17 protein-coding genes are annotated in these 18,152 nt (G+C 63.8%); 15 read left to right on the top strand and 2 right to left on the bottom strand.

Annotation, left to right across the window (positions count from 1 at the left end; genetic code table 11):
* The first annotated feature begins 116 nt into the window (after positions 1–116).
* Both NVV79_RS16665 and NVV79_RS16660 read left to right on the top strand, forming a co-directional pair.
* Positions 117–2,282: a GumC family protein gene (locus tag NVV79_RS16665; RefSeq protein ID WP_303991513.1), complete on the top strand. Its 2,166-nt coding sequence runs from the start codon at positions 117–119 to the stop codon at positions 2,280–2,282.
* A 13-nt stretch (positions 2,283–2,295) separates the two neighbouring features.
* Positions 2,296–3,336, top strand: a complete 1,041-nt coding sequence (locus NVV79_RS16660; protein ID WP_303991511.1) for a polysaccharide deacetylase family protein — start codon at positions 2,296–2,298, stop codon at positions 3,334–3,336.
* Positions 3,337–3,419: 83 nt separating this feature from the next.
* Here the strand turns inward: NVV79_RS16660 and NVV79_RS16655 are convergent, their stop codons facing one another.
* The gene (locus NVV79_RS16655) at positions 3,420–3,626 is read right to left on the bottom strand and encodes a DUF2842 domain-containing protein (RefSeq protein WP_186767200.1); all 207 of its coding nucleotides are present in this window, start codon (positions 3,624–3,626) and stop codon (positions 3,420–3,422) included.
* 78 nt (positions 3,627–3,704) lie between these two features.
* Here NVV79_RS16655 and NVV79_RS16650 point away from each other — a divergent pair, with 78 nt between their 5' ends.
* From NVV79_RS16650 to NVV79_RS16615, 8 genes are all read left to right on the top strand, one after another.
* Positions 3,705–4,784: a COX15/CtaA family protein gene (locus NVV79_RS16650; protein ID WP_303991506.1), complete on the top strand. Its 1,080-nt coding sequence runs from the start codon at positions 3,705–3,707 to the stop codon at positions 4,782–4,784.
* Between the two features lie 150 nt (positions 4,785–4,934).
* Positions 4,935–5,399: a 50S ribosomal protein L13 gene (gene rplM, locus NVV79_RS16645; RefSeq protein ID WP_146288805.1), complete on the top strand. Its 465-nt coding sequence runs from the start codon at positions 4,935–4,937 to the stop codon at positions 5,397–5,399.
* A gap of 1 nt (position 5,400) precedes the next feature.
* Positions 5,401–5,883, top strand: coding sequence for a 30S ribosomal protein S9 (rpsI, locus tag NVV79_RS16640; protein ID WP_303991503.1), 483 nt, complete (start codon positions 5,401–5,403; stop codon positions 5,881–5,883).
* A gap of 75 nt (positions 5,884–5,958) precedes the next feature.
* Positions 5,959–6,594, top strand: coding sequence for an SdpI family protein (locus NVV79_RS16635; protein WP_303991501.1), 636 nt, complete (start codon positions 5,959–5,961; stop codon positions 6,592–6,594).
* A gap of 177 nt (positions 6,595–6,771) precedes the next feature.
* The gene (locus NVV79_RS16630) at positions 6,772–8,145 is read left to right on the top strand and encodes a dicarboxylate/amino acid:cation symporter (protein WP_303991499.1); all 1,374 of its coding nucleotides are present in this window, start codon (positions 6,772–6,774) and stop codon (positions 8,143–8,145) included.
* A 211-nt stretch (positions 8,146–8,356) separates the two neighbouring features.
* The gene (locus NVV79_RS16625) at positions 8,357–8,626 is read left to right on the top strand and encodes a metalloregulator ArsR/SmtB family transcription factor (protein WP_303991497.1); all 270 of its coding nucleotides are present in this window, start codon (positions 8,357–8,359) and stop codon (positions 8,624–8,626) included.
* Positions 8,623–9,270, top strand: a complete 648-nt coding sequence (locus NVV79_RS16620) for an SdpI family protein (RefSeq protein WP_303991494.1) — start codon at positions 8,623–8,625, stop codon at positions 9,268–9,270. Before NVV79_RS16625 ends, NVV79_RS16620 begins: the two co-directional genes overlap by 4 nt.
* Before the next feature lie 104 nt (positions 9,271–9,374).
* Positions 9,375–9,728 (top strand): VOC family protein, encoded by a 354-nt coding sequence (locus NVV79_RS16615; protein ID WP_303991492.1) that lies wholly within the window; start codon positions 9,375–9,377, stop codon positions 9,726–9,728.
* A gap of 185 nt (positions 9,729–9,913) precedes the next feature.
* Here NVV79_RS16615 and NVV79_RS16610 read toward each other — a convergent pair whose 3' ends face one another.
* On the bottom strand, positions 9,914–11,233 hold the full coding sequence (locus NVV79_RS16610) for a glycosyltransferase (protein WP_303991491.1): 1,320 nt from the start codon (positions 11,231–11,233) through the stop codon (positions 9,914–9,916).
* Between the two features lie 416 nt (positions 11,234–11,649).
* Here NVV79_RS16610 and NVV79_RS16605 point away from each other — a divergent pair, with 416 nt between their 5' ends.
* The 5 genes from NVV79_RS16605 (at position 11,650) to glpX (ending at position 17,932) form a co-directional block, all read left to right on the top strand.
* On the top strand, positions 11,650–12,864 hold the full coding sequence (locus tag NVV79_RS16605; protein ID WP_303991489.1) for an LL-diaminopimelate aminotransferase: 1,215 nt from the start codon (positions 11,650–11,652) through the stop codon (positions 12,862–12,864).
* 147 nt (positions 12,865–13,011) lie between these two features.
* Complete coding sequence (locus NVV79_RS16600; RefSeq protein WP_303991487.1) at positions 13,012–13,986, top strand: iron-siderophore ABC transporter substrate-binding protein; 975 nt, start codon at positions 13,012–13,014, stop codon at positions 13,984–13,986.
* 25 nt (positions 13,987–14,011) lie between these two features.
* Entirely contained in the window at positions 14,012–14,989 is a 978-nt protein-coding gene (locus NVV79_RS16595; RefSeq protein ID WP_303991485.1) for an ABC transporter substrate-binding protein, read from the top strand.
* 435 nt (positions 14,990–15,424) lie between these two features.
* Positions 15,425–16,765: a homoserine dehydrogenase gene (locus tag NVV79_RS16590; protein WP_246132869.1), complete on the top strand. Its 1,341-nt coding sequence runs from the start codon at positions 15,425–15,427 to the stop codon at positions 16,763–16,765.
* Positions 16,766–16,945: 180 nt separating this feature from the next.
* A complete protein-coding gene (glpX, locus tag NVV79_RS16585; RefSeq protein WP_303991483.1) occupies positions 16,946–17,932 on the top strand; it encodes a class II fructose-bisphosphatase in 987 nt (328 codons plus the stop codon).
* Positions 17,933–18,152 lie beyond the last annotated feature (220 nt).

Here is an 18,152-nt window from a genome sequence, read left to right as displayed (position 1 = left end):
TCCCGTGGGCGGTATTCTCAATTCCGACGGTCGAAGGGATTTGCGATCTGCGAGTGGGTTAACGGATTGATTACCACGTCGAAGTCATAACTTCCGCGCATGAAAGCGAGGGTGCAATGACGTTTGAGTCTCAGATGGCGCAGGACGCGCGGATCGATGTAGGCGCCATCCTTCGCGCCATTCTCAAGCGCTTGCCGCGCATTGCCATCGTGACCGTCGCGCTGCTTGCTGCGGCTTTCGTCATCGTCATGTTCATGCCACGCCTCTACGAATCCTCGGCCTCCATCCTGGTCGAGCCGCGCAGCAACATCTATTTCCGCTCGACCAACGAGCAGGCGCCGACCTCGTCTGCCGGTGATGCCGGTGTCGTTTCCAGCCAGATCGAGCTGATCAAGTCGCGCGACACGCTGCTGGGCGTCGTCGACAGGCTCGACCTGCGCTCGGTGCCTGAATTCAATGGCGCCGGAGGCGAGGGTTTCTCGCCCCTTGCCATCGTCTCGCAACTGCTCGGGCGCCGGGCGGCTCAGGTCAGCATCGACGAACTGGTGCTCAATGCGCTCTATGAGCGCCTGTCGGTGACCCAGGAACGCGACTCGCGCCTCATTTCGGTAACGGTGAGTTCCACCAGCCCGCAGCTCGCCGCCGACATTGCCAATGCCGTCGCCGCTGCGCATGTCGCTCGCCGCAACCAGCTCTCGCTGTCGGACACCGCCGAGGCGTCGGGCTGGCTCGCCGATGAAATCGCCAAGCTGCGTGTCACGGTCACGGCGGCCGAAACGGCCGTGGCCAATTTCAAGGTCGCGAACGACCTTTTCCTCGGCAGCAACAATACCAGTCTGGCCGATCAGCAATTGTCCACCGTCGCCGCGCAGGTCACTGCCGCGCAGGAACGCAAGAATACCGCCTTGTCGCGCGCCGCCCTCATCCGCGGCCTGATCGAGCAGGGCCAGCCCATCGATGGCGTGGCCGATGTCCGCGATTCCGTGATCATCCAGCAGCTCAGCCAGGAAAAGGCGCGTTTGCAGGGCGAGAAGGCCCAGCGCTCGGCCACGCTGCTCAGCAATCACCCCACCATTCAGGCACTGACGGCGCAGATCGCCGAACTGAACAACCAGATTGCCCTTGAGGGGCGGCGCGTGGCCGACGCCCTGGAGGCCGAAGCGCGCGTCCAGGCCGATCTCGAAGCCTCCTTGCAGGCCGACATGGTGCGCGCCAAGTCCTCCGCTTCCACTGCGACGCAGGACATCGTGACCCTCGACGGCCTGGAACGCGAAGCCAAGGCGCAGCGCGATCTGCTGGAAAGCTACCTGCTGCGCTACAGCGAAGCCATGTCGCGTACCGAATCCAATTCGGCCTTGCCCGACGTTCGTGTTGTCAGCGAGGCTGCCCCGTCGGTGTCGCCCGCCTCGCCGAAGACCCAGCTCATCCTGGTCGCGGTCGCCATCGTGGCGGTAATGGTGCAGCTCGGCATCATCATCTTCGGTGAATTGATGTCCGGCCGCGCCCTCGTGCCGGTCGAGGGACGCGTCCCGCCGCAGGATGAACTGGACGAGGCGCCTTTCGTCGAAGCCGAACTGGAGCCCGACCAGCGCTGGGAATATCCCCCCGAGCCTGACCCGGCAGACCCCGAGATGCCGCAGGACGCACTTGTGGCCGTTGCGCCTGAACCCGAAATCGAGCCGGCGATGAGCCTTCCGCCGGAGCCTGAGCAGGAACCCGCTGCCGCGACCTTGCCTGACGTGCTGGCATTCTCCGCGCTGTCGACCGACCTCGTGCTGGGCCGCACCCACCTGCTGATCCTCGCCGCCCACAGGGACAATGCCGATTGCGAGGCCCTGGCCGAGGAACTGGTGGCCGACGCCCTGGGCCGCGGCCTCAGCATCGCTCTCATCGATGCCGGCAGCGCCCGCAGGGGCGATGAACCCGGCCTGGCCGATCTCAGCACCGGCACCGCCCGATTTGGCGATGTCGTGCAGAAGTCCGCCGATAACAGCTTTGCCGAAGTGGCCTGGGGGCAGGGGCGTATCATCGACCGCGAATCCACCAAGCCGCTGACCCTGGTCGAGGCGCTTGGTGATATCTACGAAGTTGTGGTGCTGATGACCGGACGCGTCGGCGGCGCTTCCACCCTCCCGATGTTCCAGGGTCTTGATGGCCGCCTCGTGCTGGTCGCCGGCGATGAGGACGATCTGGCAGCGGTCGCTCGCACGCGAGAGAATCTGCTCGATGCCGGTTTCGAGCGCTGCGAGGTCGCTACCGCCCGGGCTCGCGTCGCCGCCTGATCTGGAGGCCCTTGTGTCAGCCAAATATGCGGCCATTCGCGCCATGTTCGAGGCTCTGTGGCTGTCACGGCTGCCGGGCCTTGTCCGGGCGCTCTCATCCTCCCGTGGGGTGATCTTCACCCTGCATCGCGTCCTGCCTGAAGAGCCGGCCGATTTCTCGCCCAATGCCATCCTGCAGGTGCAGCCCGATTTCCTCGATTATGTCATCGAGCGCGTCCGTGATCTCGATCTCGATATTGTCAGCCTCGATGAAGCTCTGGAGCGCCTCGCCGCGCCCCAACCCGGCCGCCGCTTTGTCGTCCTGACCTTCGATGATGCCTATAAGGACAACCTGCGCCACGCGCTTCCCGTCCTGCGCCGGCACGATGCGCCCTTCACCCTCTACGTGCCCACCGCTTTGGTCGATGGCGTTGGCCAGCTCTGGTGGCAGGCCATCGAAGATATCATCGCCCGCCAGGACGCCATCGCCATGACGTCGGACGGGCAGACCGACTATGTCGATACCCGGACCACCGCGCAGAAGAATGCCGCTTTCAACACGCTCTACTGGCAGATGCGCAAGATGCCTGAACCCGATCGGGTCGAGCTGGTGCGCAGCTTTGCCACGGCCTATGGCTACGATCTCGATCAGCAGTGCCGCGACCTGATCATGGATTGGCAGGAACTGCGCCTGTTTGCCGGCGATCCGCTCTGCACCATCGGTGCGCACACCGTCCACCACTACGAACTGGCCAAGCTGCCCATCGAGCAGGCTCGCAGCGAGATGGCGCAGTCGGTCGATATCCTGCTGGCCCAGTTCGGCCAGCGTCCGACCCATTTCTCCTATCCGCTCGGCGGCCCGCTTTCCGCCGGTCAGCGCGAATTCGACCTCGCGCGCGAACTCGGCTTTCGCTCGGCGGTAACGACCCGGCCCGGTGGCCTCTACGCCCGCCACGTGGCCTCACCACACGCTTTGCCGCGCGTGTCCCTGAACGGATACTTTCAATCTCGCCGCTATGTCGATGTTTTCGCTACCGGAGCCATCTTCTCCGCCATGGGTAAGCTGACGGGGTAGGCAGTAGCCCTCATGGTGAGGTGCGAGTTCTTCACGAGCCTCGAACCACCCTCATCCTGAGCCTGTCGAAGGAGGGCGTGGCATTATGCGTCCGGCTTGGCCATCCAGCGAATGATCCACATGGCCGGGAACAGCCAGCCCATTCCCGCCACGATGAAATACGGCATCAGGATCCAGATCGGCAGGCCGGGCGGAAATGCCAGGTAGATCGAGGTGAACACCGACAGCCACGCCACGATTGAGCCGAGGATCAGCAGGATTCCGAGTGCCTTGCGGCTGCGCTGGGTCATGTGCGGCATCGCGCCTGTTGCGGTAAGGTCCGCTCGGGCATACCACTCCGGCACGCCCATCGACACCGGGAATTTGCCGTGACCACCATCCAAAATGCCGCACTGAGCCAGATCACCATTGCCGGGGACCGGCTGCGTCCCGTGCGCATCTGGCTCTACGTCATGGCGCTCATGGTGCTGTGCATGGTCATGGTCGGCGGCATGACGCGGCTGACCGGCTCGGGCCTCTCCATCACCACCTGGCGCCCGATTTCCGGCATCATTCCGCCCCTCAACGAAGCCGATTGGCTGGCCGAATTCGCCGGCTACAAGCTGATCCCGCAATATGACGTCTACAACCACTGGATGACGCTTGAAGACTTCAAGGGCATTTTCTGGTGGGAGTGGATTCACCGCTTCCTCGGCCGCATGATCGGCTTTGCCTTCGCCATTCCCTTCGTGGTCTTCCTGGTGCAGAAGCGCCTGACTCGCGACATGGCGGTGCCGCTGGCCTGCCTGTTCCTGCTCGGCGGCTTCCAGGGTTTTCTGGGCTGGTGGATGGTCTCCTCGGGCCTCACCGAACTGACCTCGGTGTCGCAATACCGCCTCGCCACGCACTTGACCGCCGCCGCCTTGTTGCTGCTGGCTCTAATCTGGGTCGCGCGGCGCATGCGGCCGCAGCCGACCGAGGGAGTGGTCACCCGCTTCAACGTGGTCTCCATCGCCTTGCTGCTCGTCCTGCTGGTGATCCAGATCGCCGCCGGCGGCTTCGTGGCCGGCATCGACGCCGGCATGGGCTACAACACGTGGCCGCTGATGGAAGGCAAACTCATCCCCGACGGGCTTGGTGCCTATGAGCCAGGTTGGCGCAGCATGTTCGAGCATGGCCTGACCGTGCAGTTCAATCACCGCATGCTGGCCTATTTCATCGCCACCATGACCGCCGTGCTGCTGGTCCTGCAGGCCCGCAGGGCAGGTTTGGGGGGCGTGCATCGCTGGCTGGTGCTCATCGCCGTGTTGGTGCTGGCACAGGTGGGCCTGGGCATCGCTACGCTCCTCTCCATGGTGCAGATCGATCTGGCCGTCAGCCACCAGGGCCTGGCCTTCGTCCTCGCCTCTGCTGTCTGCGCCTATCTCGCCGACCTGACCAAGACGCGTTCATTGGGCACGACGCGGTAATATAATACCGCATCCTTAACCCATTGAAATACAACGATCTTTTAAAGGCGCTTGACCTGTATCAAATCCTGCCGTAGTGGAGCGCCCGAACGGGCTGCTTTCCTCTTCGGATGAAGGCTGCAAGCCCCAGGAAATCTAGGGAATTCTAGCATGAGCACTTACTCGGCAAAACCGAGCGAGATTGAAAAGAAGTGGATCCTGATCGACGCCAATGGCCTCGTCGTGGGCCGCGTCGCTTCGATCATCGCTTCGCGTCTGCGTGGCAAGCACAAGCCGACCTTCACCCCGCATATGGACATGGGCGACAACATCGTTGTCATCAATGCCGACAAGGTGAAGCTCACCGGCCGCAAGCTGGACCAGCACAAGTTCTACTGGCACACCGGCTTCCCCGGCGGCATCAAGGACCGGTCTGCACGCCAGATCCTGGAAGGCCGTTTCCCCGAGCGCGTGCTCGAAAACGCCGTCCGCCGCATGATGCCGGGTGGTCCGCTGACCCGCGCCCAGCTCAAGAACCTCCGCGTCTATTCCGGCGCCGAGCATCCCCATGAAGCGCAGAACCCGGCCAAGCTGGACGTTGCTGCGATGAACTCCAAGAATGCGCGGGTGAAGTAATATGGCTGATACCATCAACTCCCTCGAAGACCTCGGCACCTCAGCCGCCGCTCCGGTCGTCAACACCGCTCCGGTGCACGAGCAGAAGCTCGACGCCCAGGGCCGTGCCTATGCCACCGGCAAGCGCAAGAACGCCGTGGCCCGCGTCTGGATCAAGCCGGGCAAGGGCAATGTCGTGATCAACGGTCGCGAATTCGCCACCTATTTCGCCCGTCCGGTGCTCCAGCTCATCGTCAAGCAGCCGATCGTCGCCACCGAGCGCACCGACCAGTACGACGTTGTCGTCACTGTCGCCGGTGGTGGTCTTTCCGGCCAGGCCGGTGCCGTTCGTCACGGCATCTCCAAGGCTCTGAACTATTTCGAGCCGGCCCTGCGCCCCATCCTCAAGAAGGGCGGCTTCCTGACTCGCGACAGCCGCGTCGTCGAACGCAAGAAGTACGGCAAGGCCAAGGCCCGTCGTTCGTTCCAGTTCTCCAAGCGCTAAGCTTCGGATATCAATGCAAAGGGCCGGGAAACCGGCCCTTTCTTTTTAGCCGGGTTTTCCTACATTCACGGCGCCATGCAAATCCTCGTCACCCGTTTCCATCTCCTGCTGCTGACCGTCACGCTGGCCATGACCGGCGTCGGTGTCCTGCGGATTCCGGATGACTTCGTCTTTCTCGCCCATTGGTCCGGCAATAGTGCCGACTGGCTCTGGCCGCGCCTGGTCATCTTCGTGGCGCCAGCAATCCAGTTTCTGCTCATGGTCATTTTCTTCCTGCTCGGGCGCCTGCTGACGAAAAACCAGTATGCCAAGGCCCAGCACATCCTCCAGCCAGCCCTCACCGCGCTGATGGGCGTCGTCGCCGCCACTCAGCTCGGCCTGCTGCTATCGGGCATCGGCTCCGATCTCGATTTCGTCCGTGTCACCGGCTTTGCCCTGGGCGCGGCGCTGCTCCTGCTCGGCGTCGTTCTCTACGAGGCCGAGCGCCACACCTATGCCGGCCTGCGCATGCCCTGGCCGGTGCGCTCCGATCTGGCCTGGCGCATCGTCCATCGCGCCACCGGCATGAGCTACGGTCTCGGCGGCGTCTGCGTGCTCGGCCTGGCCTGGCTCGATGCCGGCATGGGCATGCTGATTCTGTCCTTCGCCGCCGCGATTCTGGTGCCTGCCGTCGTGGCCGGGCTGGCCACCGTGCTGTTTCTCAACCGCTGAGCGGCCCGCATTCCCATTGCCGGGAATGGTCCGGTGCCGGCAGGAAATTTCCCTGCAAGCCCCCGAAACGCAAAGGTTTGCGCTGAGATTTTTCCGTTAACGGCGTAGAATCGTGCTTAATTTCGAGGCGTGCCGCTCAATTGTTGGGCGAGCCCTCGGCTCATTGCAGGTCAACACATGTCTCCAACCATTGTTTCCGCTGCTCGGGCGCCGCGCGCGCCCAAGCCGTTTTACGCATCCTTTGGCTTCCAGGTCCTGGCCGCCATGGTCATCGGCCTGATCCTGGGCTACATCGCCCGCCAGATGGGTCCCGACGCCGCCGGCGGCGCCAACTGGCTGGTCCAGACGCTCTCCACTGTCGGCTCCGCCTTCGTGTCGCTGCTGCGCGCGCTGGTGCCGGTACTGGTCTTCACTGCCATCGTGGCGTCGATCGCCAATCTGCGCGAACTGCAGAACGCGGCCAAGCTGGTCTGGCAGACCCTGCTGTGGTTTGCCATCACCGCGCTGATCGCCGTGGCCATCGGTATCGCCCTCGGCCTCATCATCCAGCCGGGCCTCAACACCGCCGTCGCCGAAACCGCGGCCCGTGCCCCGTCGTCGTCGGGCTCGTGGCTCGATTTCCTCAAGGGCCTGATCCCCGCCAATATCCTGGGCTTGCAGGCTTCGACCTCGGTTCGTGAATCGGGCGCCACCACCAGCCTCAACTTCAACGTGCTGCAGATCCTGGTGGTCTCCATCGTGGTCGGCATCGCTGCCCTCAAGGTCGGCCCCGCGGCCGATCCCTTCCTGGCCTTCAACCGCTCCTTCCTCAAGATCGTCCACAAGATCCTGTGGTGGGTCATCCGCCTGACGCCCATCGGCACTATCGGCCTGCTCGGCAATGCCGTTGCCGTCTACGGTTGGGATGCCCTGGCCCAGCTCGGCTGGTACTCGGCGGCCATCTATATCGGCCTGGCCCTGGTGCTTTTCGTGGTCTATCCGGTGCTGCTGCAGGCCCACGGCCTCAATCCTATCCGCTACTTCCAGAGCGCCTGGCCGGCCATCCAGCTCGCCTTCGTGTCGCGGAGCTCCATCGGCACCCTGCCGGTCACCGAGCGCATCACGGAAAAGAACCTGGGCGTGCCGCGTGAATATGCCGCCTTCGCGGTGCCGCTCGGCGCCACCACCAAGATGGACGGCTGCGCCGCCATCTACCCGGCGATCTCGGCCATCTTCGTGGCCCAGTTCTTCGGCGTGCCGCTCGGCATCGAGCATTACCTGCTGATCGTCTTCGTCTCGGTCATCGGTTCGTCGGCCACCGCGGGTCTCACCGGCGCCACCGTCATGCTGACGCTGACCCTGTCCACCCTCGGCCTGCCGCTCGAAGGCGTCGGCCTGCTGCTCGCCGTCGATCCGATCCTCGACATGGGCCGCACCGCCGTCAACGTCGCCGGTCAGGCCCTGGTGCCGACCATCGTCGCCAAGCGCCAGGGTATTCTCGACCAGTCCGTCTACGACGCGGGCGAAAGCATCGAGTCCCTCGACACTTCGGACGCCGTTCCGGCCGAATAGGGCAGGGCGCATAGTCAAGACGACAAGGGGAGGCGAAAGCCTCCCCTTTTTGTTTGTCTCCCCACCCACCACGTCATTCCCGCGAAGGCGGGAATCCACTCTTCGGCGGGCGCCAAGGAAATGACCCGGTGGACTGCACGGACTTCTATTTCGTCTTGACTCTAATTAGTCATTTCGCTAATTAGCGTACAAACGAAATAAGGATTGCTCCGTGGGCATCAACACCGTCTTCGAAGCCCTGTCCCATCCGGTCCGCCGCAAGGTCCTCGCTTTGCTCAAGGCCGGTCCGCTGAGTGCCGGAGACCTCGCGACCCATTTCGACATCAGCCGGCCCACGCTCTCGGTCCACTTCGCCAAGCTGCGCGAGGCCGATCTCGTCGTGGTCGAGCGTCAGGGCACCAGCCTCATCTACCACCTCAATGCCAGCATTCTGGAAGCGGCCTTGGCCAGCCTCCTCTCGCTCAAGGATGATGAAGAATGACCGCTTTGCGCGTTTTCACCCGCCTCAACCATCTCCTGCTGTCGCTGATCGCGGTCGCCACCATTGCCGGCGTGGTCAGCATCCCCGCCGATGCCCGGCTGCCCATCCACTGGGATATATTCGGCCAGCCAGACCGCTTCGCCGGCCGCGACGATGCGCTGATCCTCATGCCCGCGCTGGGCCTTGCCATGCTGGCGCTGTTCTGGGCCATCGGGCGCTTCGCCAGCCCGGAACGGCTGGCCGGCGGCCGCCATGTCATGGAGGCGGTGTTGCCCGTCATCCTCGCCATGTTCCTGGCCTTCCAACTCGTCCTGGTCTTCCAGTTCGATTTCGCGCTTCCCCGCGTCGTCGCCTGGAGCGTTGCCGCCCTGCTGATCGTGCTCGGCAATATCATGCCCAAGTCCCAGCCCAACCGCTATGGCGGCATAAGGCTTCGGGCCACTTTGGCCGATCCGGCCAACTGGGCCGCCACTCACCGCTTCGCCGGCCTCGCCATGATGATATCGGGAGCCCTGCTGGTCATCCTCACCCTGTTCACCGGCGCCGCCCCGATCCTGATCATCGGATCACTGATCGCGGTATTGCTGCCGCTGCTGCTGGGCGTGCTTTACAGCTATCGGATGGCGCGACGGGGCAGGGAATAGGAAGAGTCCTCGAAGAGAGCCGGGAACGCTCGATCCAACGCTCATGCCACACCCTGTCAGCAGGTCATGGCACGACATGCGGGCAACTGAACCGGAGCTATTCCATGCTGGACCATATCGGCCTTCGCACCACGCAATTCGACAATCTGATGGCCTTCTACAAGGCGACACTGGCGCCCCTGGGCTATGCCGTGATGATGGAATATCCCGGCGCGGCCGGCCTGGGTCGCACCTATCCCGACTTCTGGATCGGCGCCGACGACAAGGGCAGCTCCAACATCCACCTGGCCTTCAAGACCGATAAACGCGAGGCCGTGGACGCCTTCCACGCCGCCGCCCTCGCCAATGGCGGCAAGGACAACGGCGCGCCGGGCCTGCGTGACTACACGCCGACCTATTACGCGGCCTTCGTCATCGATCCTGACGGCAACAATCTCGAAGTCGTCTGCAACGAGTAATAGGGACAGGGGGGTGCGGGCTCTGTGGCTCCCGTCACCCCACCCTCATTCCTTCCCCATCAAGGGGAGGGAGGCGCCAGCTCTGATGTCGGTGTTCATCGTCTCCCTCCCCCTTGTGGGGAGGGACCAAGGGTGGGGGTGGTCACACGCGCCGGACTACGGGAAGCCGAAGCAGGCGTCCGCGCTCACCCCACCAGCTTCAGCGCCGGCTTCTTCGCCTTCCGCACTTTCTTCGCCTTGGGCATGCGGGGCACGTAATTCGTCATCACCCGCTCGATCACCTTGATCGCCTTTTCCGTTCCGTCCTCGCCTTGCAGCTTCTCGGCGATATCGGCGGCGTTGCGGCGATAATCCTCGTTGGTGGAAAGGTCCGCCAGCGCCCCCGCCAGGATTTCCGAGGTCAGCTTGCGCAGCCGCACCGGCTTGGGCCCGCAGCCCAGCTCATAGACGCGGCGGCCCCAATAGGGCTGGTCCACCGTCTGCGGCACGACGAAGGTCGGCCTGCCCAGATGCAGCCCCGCCGAAGTCGTGCCCGCGCCGCCATGATGCACCACGGCCGAGACATATTTGAACAGCTTGTCGTGCGGCGCCTTCTCTATGGCGAAGATCGTATCGGGCAGGTCCTGCGGATTGATGCCGCCCCAGCCGCGCGCCACCACGGCCCGGCCGCCCCACATGGCCACCGCTTCCTTGAGAATCTTGGTATTGCGCTCCGCCCCGAACGGCATCGAGCCGAAGCCGATATAAACAGGCGCCTCGCCCTCGGAGAGAAATTGTTGAAACTCGGCTGACGGCTGCCAGTCGGTCCGGTCATGCAATTGCCAATAGCCGGTCACCAGCGCGCTTTTCGGCCAGTCGCGCGGTCGCGGCGACACCACGGGCGAATAGGCATAAAGCGTGGTCAGCGATGTACCGTCCGTATTGCGGAAAAAACCGCCCTTCTTGCGTGCATCCAGCCCCATCAGCTCCCGGCGCAGCTTGTTGCGCGGCAGGTTGTAATAGATCTGCTGCACGGTCATGGCCGTATAGGTCAGCTTGTTGAAGGCTGGGCCGAAATCGGCGCCGTAATAGATGCAGAGCGGGAATTCGCTGGTCGAGTTCAGCGGTTGCAGCGCCACCATGATGGCCGGGATATGCAGCGCCTCGGCAATGTCGATGCCGAAGCTCGTATTCATGTTGAGGATCAGCATGTCGGCGCCCTGGCACATATGCCAGGCATGGCGCGCCGCGGTATCGACGATCTGCTGGCCCTGCCGCAACAGGGAAGGGCCGTTGATGAGCATGGATTGGCTCATCGCATTTTCGAATCGCTGCTGCGTCAGGAAAGACTGGATCGATGGTCCCAGCGTGTGGAACTCGATTCCATAGCCTTCCACCATGCCCTGGAACTCTTCCGAAGCCCCCAGGACAACCGAGTATCCGCGCTCCTTGAGCGCAATCGCAAGGGCCAGATAGGGTTGAACGTCGCCTTGCGTGCCGATCGTGACAAGGGCAATACGCTTCAAAGTCTTACCTCACCATACACCGCTCTGGAGCCGAAGGTTGGCACCCCTCGGACCATTTACAATACCCTGTGGAGGATTTATGAACGGCCTGTCGATAGCTGATTTCCTTACAAAAATCGCATCTGAAGGGCAAGGGACATGCGGTCTCTCTACACTGTTGCCAAGGTTGGAGCCTCGCTCGCCGCACGTGCAGTAGTTGCGGCCGCCCTCATGGCGGCGGCAAACGCCCGCTAGCTCTTCCCCTATGGCCTAGCCGGGCCGGGAAGAGCCGAACACGAGACCGGCCCCTGTCAGGGGCCACTTAACCCGTTCACAACCACAATTCCGCGATAATATCCGCCTCTAACATCAGAGGCGTGGCGCCCCAGGGCGCGTCGCGGCCAGTTTTAGGTCCCAGCGGGGCCGCCGAGGAAATCATGAGCGCCGACTTCCACAAAATCCGCCGTCTTCCCCCTTACGTGTTTGCCCATATCGATCCGCTCAAGGCCAAGGCCCGCGCCGAAGGCGTCGACGTGATCGATCTGGGCATGGGCAATCCCGATATGCCCACCCCGCAGCACATCGTCGAAAAGCTGCAGGAAACGGTCAAGGACGGCCGCACCCACCGCTATTCCACCTCGCGCGGCATTCCCGGTCTGCGCAAGGCCCAGGCCAGCTATTACGGCCGCCGCTTCGGCGTGAAGCTCAATCCCGATACCCAGGTCGTGGCAACTTTGGGCTCCAAGGAAGGCTTCGCCAACATGGCTTCGGCCATCACGGCGCCCGGCGATGTGGTGCTGGTGCCTAATCCGACCTATCCCATCCATTCCTTCGGTTTCATCATGTCTGGCGGCGTCGTCCGCTCCATGCCGGCCGATCCGAATGAAGATTTCATGCGCTCGCTCGATCGTGCCGTGCGGCACTCGATCCCCAAGCCCATCGCGCTGGTGCTGAACTACCCGGCCAATCCCACCGCCTATACGGCGAGCCTCGATTTCTACACCGAGGTCGTCAAATACTGCCGCGAGCACGACATCTTCATCCTCTCCGATCTGGCCTATTCCGAGATCTATTTCGACGAGAACGATCCGCCGCCTTCCGTGCTGCAGGTGCCCGGCGCCATCGACATTTCGGTGGAATTCACCTCCATGTCCAAGACCTATTCCATGCCCGGCTGGCGCGTCGGCTTCGCCGTCGGCAACGAGCGCCTGATCGCCGCCCTGGCGCGCGTAAAGTCCTACCTCGATTACGGCGCCTTCACCCCCATCCAGGTCGCCGCCACCGCCGCCCTCAATGGCAGCGATGACGTGATCGACGAGGTCCGCAAGATCTACAGACACCGCCGCGACGTCATGGTCGAGAGCTTCGCCCGCGCCGGCTGGGAGATTCCCGTACCCAAGGCCACCATGTTCGCCTGGGCGCCCATTCCGGCCCAGTTTGCCCATCTCGGCTCGCTCGAATTCGCCAAGCTCCTCATCAAGGAAACCGGCGTCGGCGTCGCCCCCGGCGTCGGCTTCGGTGAATATGGCGACCAGTATATCCGCCTCGCCTTCGTCGAAAACGAACAGCGCATCCGCCAGGCCGCCCGCAATATCAAGAAGCTGCTGGGCTCCAAGGCCGGAGCAGGCAACGTCGTGCCGCTGGTGGGGTAGGGATACCCAAAACCGCGATCGTCACCCTCGGGCTTGACCAGAGGGTGACGGCTGGTGGCGTACCAGCGTCTCATCTCCTGAAATAAATACATGACAGAATAACTCATCTTTTATATGGAGAGCCATCTCCATCCATTGAGCGCCGTCATGATCACCCGCCTGCTTGCCCTCGTCCTCCCCGTGGCCTTCACCGCCACTGCCGCTTTCGCCCAGGCCTTCCCCGTCAGCGTGGGCCATGCCTATGGCACCACCACCATCGAGGCGGCGCCGCAGCGGGTCGTCACCTGGGGCTGGGGCACGCAGGATGCGGTGCTGGCCCTGGGCGTCGTGCCCGTCGGCATCCCCTCGATGACCTATGGCGGCGACGGCGAGGGCCTCCTGGCCTGGACCCGCGCGGCGATCGAACAAACCGGCCAGCCCATGCCGGAAATTCTCGGCGACGGGGCCGGTGCCCCCAATTTCGAAGCCATTGCCGCGCTCGATCCCGACGTCATCATCGCCATCTATTCGGGTGTCTCCGAAGAGGAATATGCGCGGCTGAGCCAGATCGCGCCCACCGTCGTCTTCCCCGAAATCCGCTGGACCGCGAGCTGGCAGGACGTGGTCCGCATGACCGGCGAGGCACTGGGCAAATCCGGCGAAGCCACGCAACTCATTGCCGATACCGAGCGCTTCATCGCCGACGAGGTCGCCAAATATCCCGCCATTGCCGGCAAGACCGTCATCAACTTCGTCGATAGCGGCGAAGGCTCCATCTCCATCCGCAAGGCCATCGACCCGCGCACCAAGCTCCTGCTGTCCTTCGGCCTGCTGCCGGCGCCCGAGCTCGACAACAGCGACTCCGGTGCATTCAACTACCTGCTGAGCTACGAAAACCTGGCCTCGCTCGACGCCGATATTCTCGTCGCCTTCATGGATAGTCCCGAAGCTGCCGAGGCCTTTTTCGCCCAGCCCTATGCTGCCCGCGCACCGCAGGTCGAAAAGGGTGCCCTTGTTCTGATCGACGGCGCCTCCACCACCATGGCCGTGGGTGGCGCGGTCACGCCGCTTTCCCTGCGCTGGGCCTTGCCCGATCTGGTCGCTGCCGTCGGCGCCGCTGCCGAAGCCGCCGAAAAGCCCTGATATGCCAAGTCCCCGGAGGACAATCATGAATCATTTCGTCAGATCCGCCATGGCCGCAGCCATCCTCGCGGCAGCGGCCTTGAGCTCCGCCGCTCACGCGCAGGATTTTCCGGTCACCATCGCCCACGCCTTCGGCACCACTACCATCCCCGCCAGGCCGCAGCGCATCGTCACCTGGGGCTGGGCCAGCCAGGATGCCGTGCTGGCTCTGGGCGAGGTCCCGGTCGGCATTCCCCATTTCGCCTATGGCGGCGACGAGAATGGCGCCCTGGGCTGGGACAAGGACGCCGTTTCGGCCCTCGGCGGCACCTTCCCCACCATTCTTCCCGCAGGCAATGACGTGCCGATCGAAGCTGTCGCCGCCCTCCAGCCCGATCTCATTATCGCCGTCTATTCCGGCCTGACCGAGGATGAATACAATATTCTCAGCGGCATCGCCCCCGTCGTCGCCTATCCCGAACTGCCCTGGAGCACCGCCTGGCAGGAGGTCATCACCACCTCGGGCAAGGCCATCGGCAAGCCTGCCGAAGCCGAGGCCCTCGTCGCCGAACTCGAACAGTTCATGGCCGCCGAAACCGCGAAATATCCCGAAGTCCAGGGCACCAGCTTCGCCGGTATCGCCGAATATAATGGCGAAGTCGCCGTCTATGCCGGGCTCGACCCGCGCATGAGCTTCCTCGAAGACCTCGGCATGGTCCTCGCCCCCAGCGTCACCGAACTGGCCCAGGGCGAAAGTTTCTTCTATTCGCTGAGCTACGAAACCTTCGACCGGCTCACCAGCGACATCCTGATTTCCTATTTCGAGACGCCGGAAACCGATGCGGCCTTCTTCGCCAATTCGCTGGTCGCCCTGCAGCCGCAGGTCAAGGCTGGCGCCGTGGCCCATATCGTGGGTGCCGAACTGATCAATTCAGTTTCCCCGCCCACCGCCCTCTCGATCAAATGGGGCTTCCCCCAATACATCAAGCTGATCGCCGACGCCGCCAGGGCGGCCGGGAAGTAGGCAAGGGCAGGGCACTCTCGCCCCACACGCACGGTGTCACCCCGGCCCTGAGCCGGGGCCCATCCCGAGATTTGGCCACAGCCGCAAGGTGGTAGTGACTGGCACGACCATCTGGCGGCTGTTCTGACATCTCAGGATGGATCCCGGCTCAAGGCCGGGATGACATCGCGGTGGCGAAGAATGACGGGCAGCCAAGGCAACTCTTCGCTCTGCGTCCACCAAACTCCTATTGACGACTAGGCATATTCCTATGCACATGGCGCCACCATGAGTGATATTGCTTCCTTCCGCCAAGCCGTCGAAACCTTCATCTCCGCCCGTGGCTGGACGCCGACACGGTTCGGCCGCACCGTCGCGGGCGATCCGCTGTTCGTCTTCGACCTGCGCGAAGGCCGCGAGCCGCGCTCCGATACCCGCACGCGCATCCTCAAGGCCATGCAGGATTTTGGCGATGGCGAAACCCAGACACCCCTGCGTGTCGGCGTCGCGGGTCTCGGCAATGTCGGCGCCACCCTGGTCCGCATCCTGCAGAAGGACGCCGCCGACCTCACGCGAAAACTGGGGCGCCAGCTCGTCGTGACGGCCGTTGCCGCGCGCTCGCGTTCCCGCGACCGCGGCATTGATATTTCCGGGCTCGACTGGTTCGACGATCCGGTCGCCCTCGCCAAGTCCGACGGCATCGATCTGTTCGTCGAACTCATCGGCGGCGAAGACGGTCCGGCTTTCGCCGCGGTCAAAGCCGCCCTCGAAATCGGCCGCCCCGTCGTCACCGCCAACAAGGCCCTGCTCGCCAAGCATGGCGTGACCCTCGCCCGTCTGGCCGAAGAATCCGGCGCCCAGCTCGGCTTCGAGGCCGCCGTCGCCGGCGGCATCCCCGTCATCAAGACCCTGCGCGAGGGCCTGGGCTCGGCCCGCATCGCCAAGGTCTTCGGCATCATGAACGGCACCTGCAACTACATCCTCACCCGCATGGGCAATGAGGACATCAGTTTCGCCGATTGCCTCAAGGACGCGCAGGCCCTCGGCTATGCCGAAGCCGACCCCACTTTCGACGTCGAAGGCTTCGACACCGCCCACAAGCTTTCCATTCTCGCCACGCTCTGCTTCGGCTACGAGATCGCGCCCAACGAGATCCGCGTCGAAGGCATTTCCCGCATCACCCAACACGATATCAAGGTCGCCGCCGAGCTCGGCTACAAGATCAAGCTGCTCGGCATCGCCCAGCGCACCGATCAGGGCATCGAGCAGCGCGTGCATCCCACTTTCGTGCCCAAGGGCTCGGCCATTGCCGGCGTCGATGGCGTCATGAATGCCGTGGCGCTGGAAACCGACCACGTCCACGAACTGCTGCTGGCCGGCCCCGGGGCCGGCGGCCCACCCACGGCCTCTTCGGTGCTGTCTGATATTCTCGACATCGCCCGCGGCACCCGCGTGCCGCCGCTCGGCGTGCCCAGCCACGAGCTGCTGCCCTACAAGCAGGCCCCCAACCGCGCGCATGATGGCGGCTATTATATCCGCCTCAATGCCAAGGATGTGCCCGGCGCTCTGGCCGCCATTTCCACCCGCATGGGCGAGCGCGGCATTTCCATCGATTCCGTCATCCAGCGGTCCGATTTGGGCGCTAAAGCCGTCGCGCCGGATGGCTCGCCCACCCGCACCGTGGTGATGATCACCCAGCAGACTTTGGAATCGTCCGTGCGTGAATCGCTTGCGCAGATCGCCGCTGACGGGTTTATCGTCGGTGAACCGCAATTGATCCGGATCGAAACGCTCTGATATCCCCACCCGGGGCGCTGTGAGAGAACGTCAGGGCGAGTCGAAAAGGCTGGTTTTCGAGAACCGGAGCGCAGCGTACGTTTAAGTACGTGAGCACCGGAAGCGCAGAGAACCGGGCTTTGCAGGCCGCCATCGCGTTCTCGCGCAGCGCCCCGGGGCAAGTCAGGCCCGGGAGGAAATATGAGATTATCGAAGGTCGAGGGCGAGAGAAGCCCCGCCAACCTGCATCGCAGCCTGGCGCTGGAACTGGTGCGTGTCACCGAACGCGCCGCCATCGCCGCCGCCGAATGGCGCGGCAAGGGCAATGAGCAGGCCGCCGACGAAGCTGCTGTGCTCGCCATGAAGGCCGAGCTAGACCGCGTCGCCATTTCCGGCCGCATCGTCATCGGCGAGGGCGAAGCCGGCGAGGTCGACAATCTCTATATCGGCCAGTCGGTCGGGGCCGGGCAGGGGCCTGAGGTCGATATCGCCGTCGACCCGCTCGAAGGCGTCACCCTCTGTGCCAAGAACCAGCCCGATTCCATCGTCGTGCTGGCCATGGCCGAACGTGGTGGCCTGCTCAACGTCGCCCGCAACGTCTACATGCACAAGATCGCCATCGGCGCCGAATACGCCCCCGGCACGGTGCATATCGACTGGACCGCCACCGAAAACGTCAAGGCCCTGGCCAGGGCCAAGGGCGTGCCGCTCAGCGAAATCACCGCCATCGTGCTCGATCGCCCTCGCCACGCCGCCCTTATCGAGGAACTGCGCACCACCGGCGTCGCCGTCAAGCTCATCAGCGATGGCGACATTGCCGGCGTCATCCACGCGGTCAACACCGAGGATACGGGCATCGATATCTATCTCGGCTCCGGCGGTGCCCCCGAAGGCGTCCTCGCCGCCGCGGCTTTGCGCTGCATCGGTGGCCAGATGCAGGGCAAGCTCATCCTCGATACCCCGCCCAAGCGCGAGCGCGCTGTCGCCATGGGCATCACCGATCCCAACCGCATCTACGATGTCACCGACCTGGCTGCCGGCGACGTCCTTGTCGCAGCCACCGGCGTCACCGATGGCACCTTGCTCGAAGGCATCCGCCTACGCCGCCGGTCCGTCGAAACCAGCACCATCGTCATGCGAAGCTGGAGCCAGACCGTCCGCTGGATCAAGGCCCAGCACGCAAGGTAGCCGCTAAACGCCAAGCAGCCCTCATGGTGAGCTTGTCGAACCACGAGGGCGTGGCAACCACTCCCAAGAGTGGAGCCACCCCTCGCCCCTTGTGGGAGAGGGGGTAATTTCTTCGTCCAGAAGAAATTACGGGTGAGAGGTCCTGCGCCCTTAGCGCCATAACCACCGCGCAGATTCCTCCCCTTTTCAGGGGGAGGCTAGGAGGGGGTACTCTTCCTCT

This window comes from Devosia ginsengisoli, from assembly GCF_024707105.1.
In the GTDB taxonomy this organism is placed as follows: Bacteria; Pseudomonadota; Alphaproteobacteria; order Rhizobiales; family Devosiaceae; genus Devosia; species Devosia ginsengisoli_A.
Note: the sequence above shows the minus strand (reverse complement) of the source record. Positions and strands in the feature narration are given on the sequence as shown.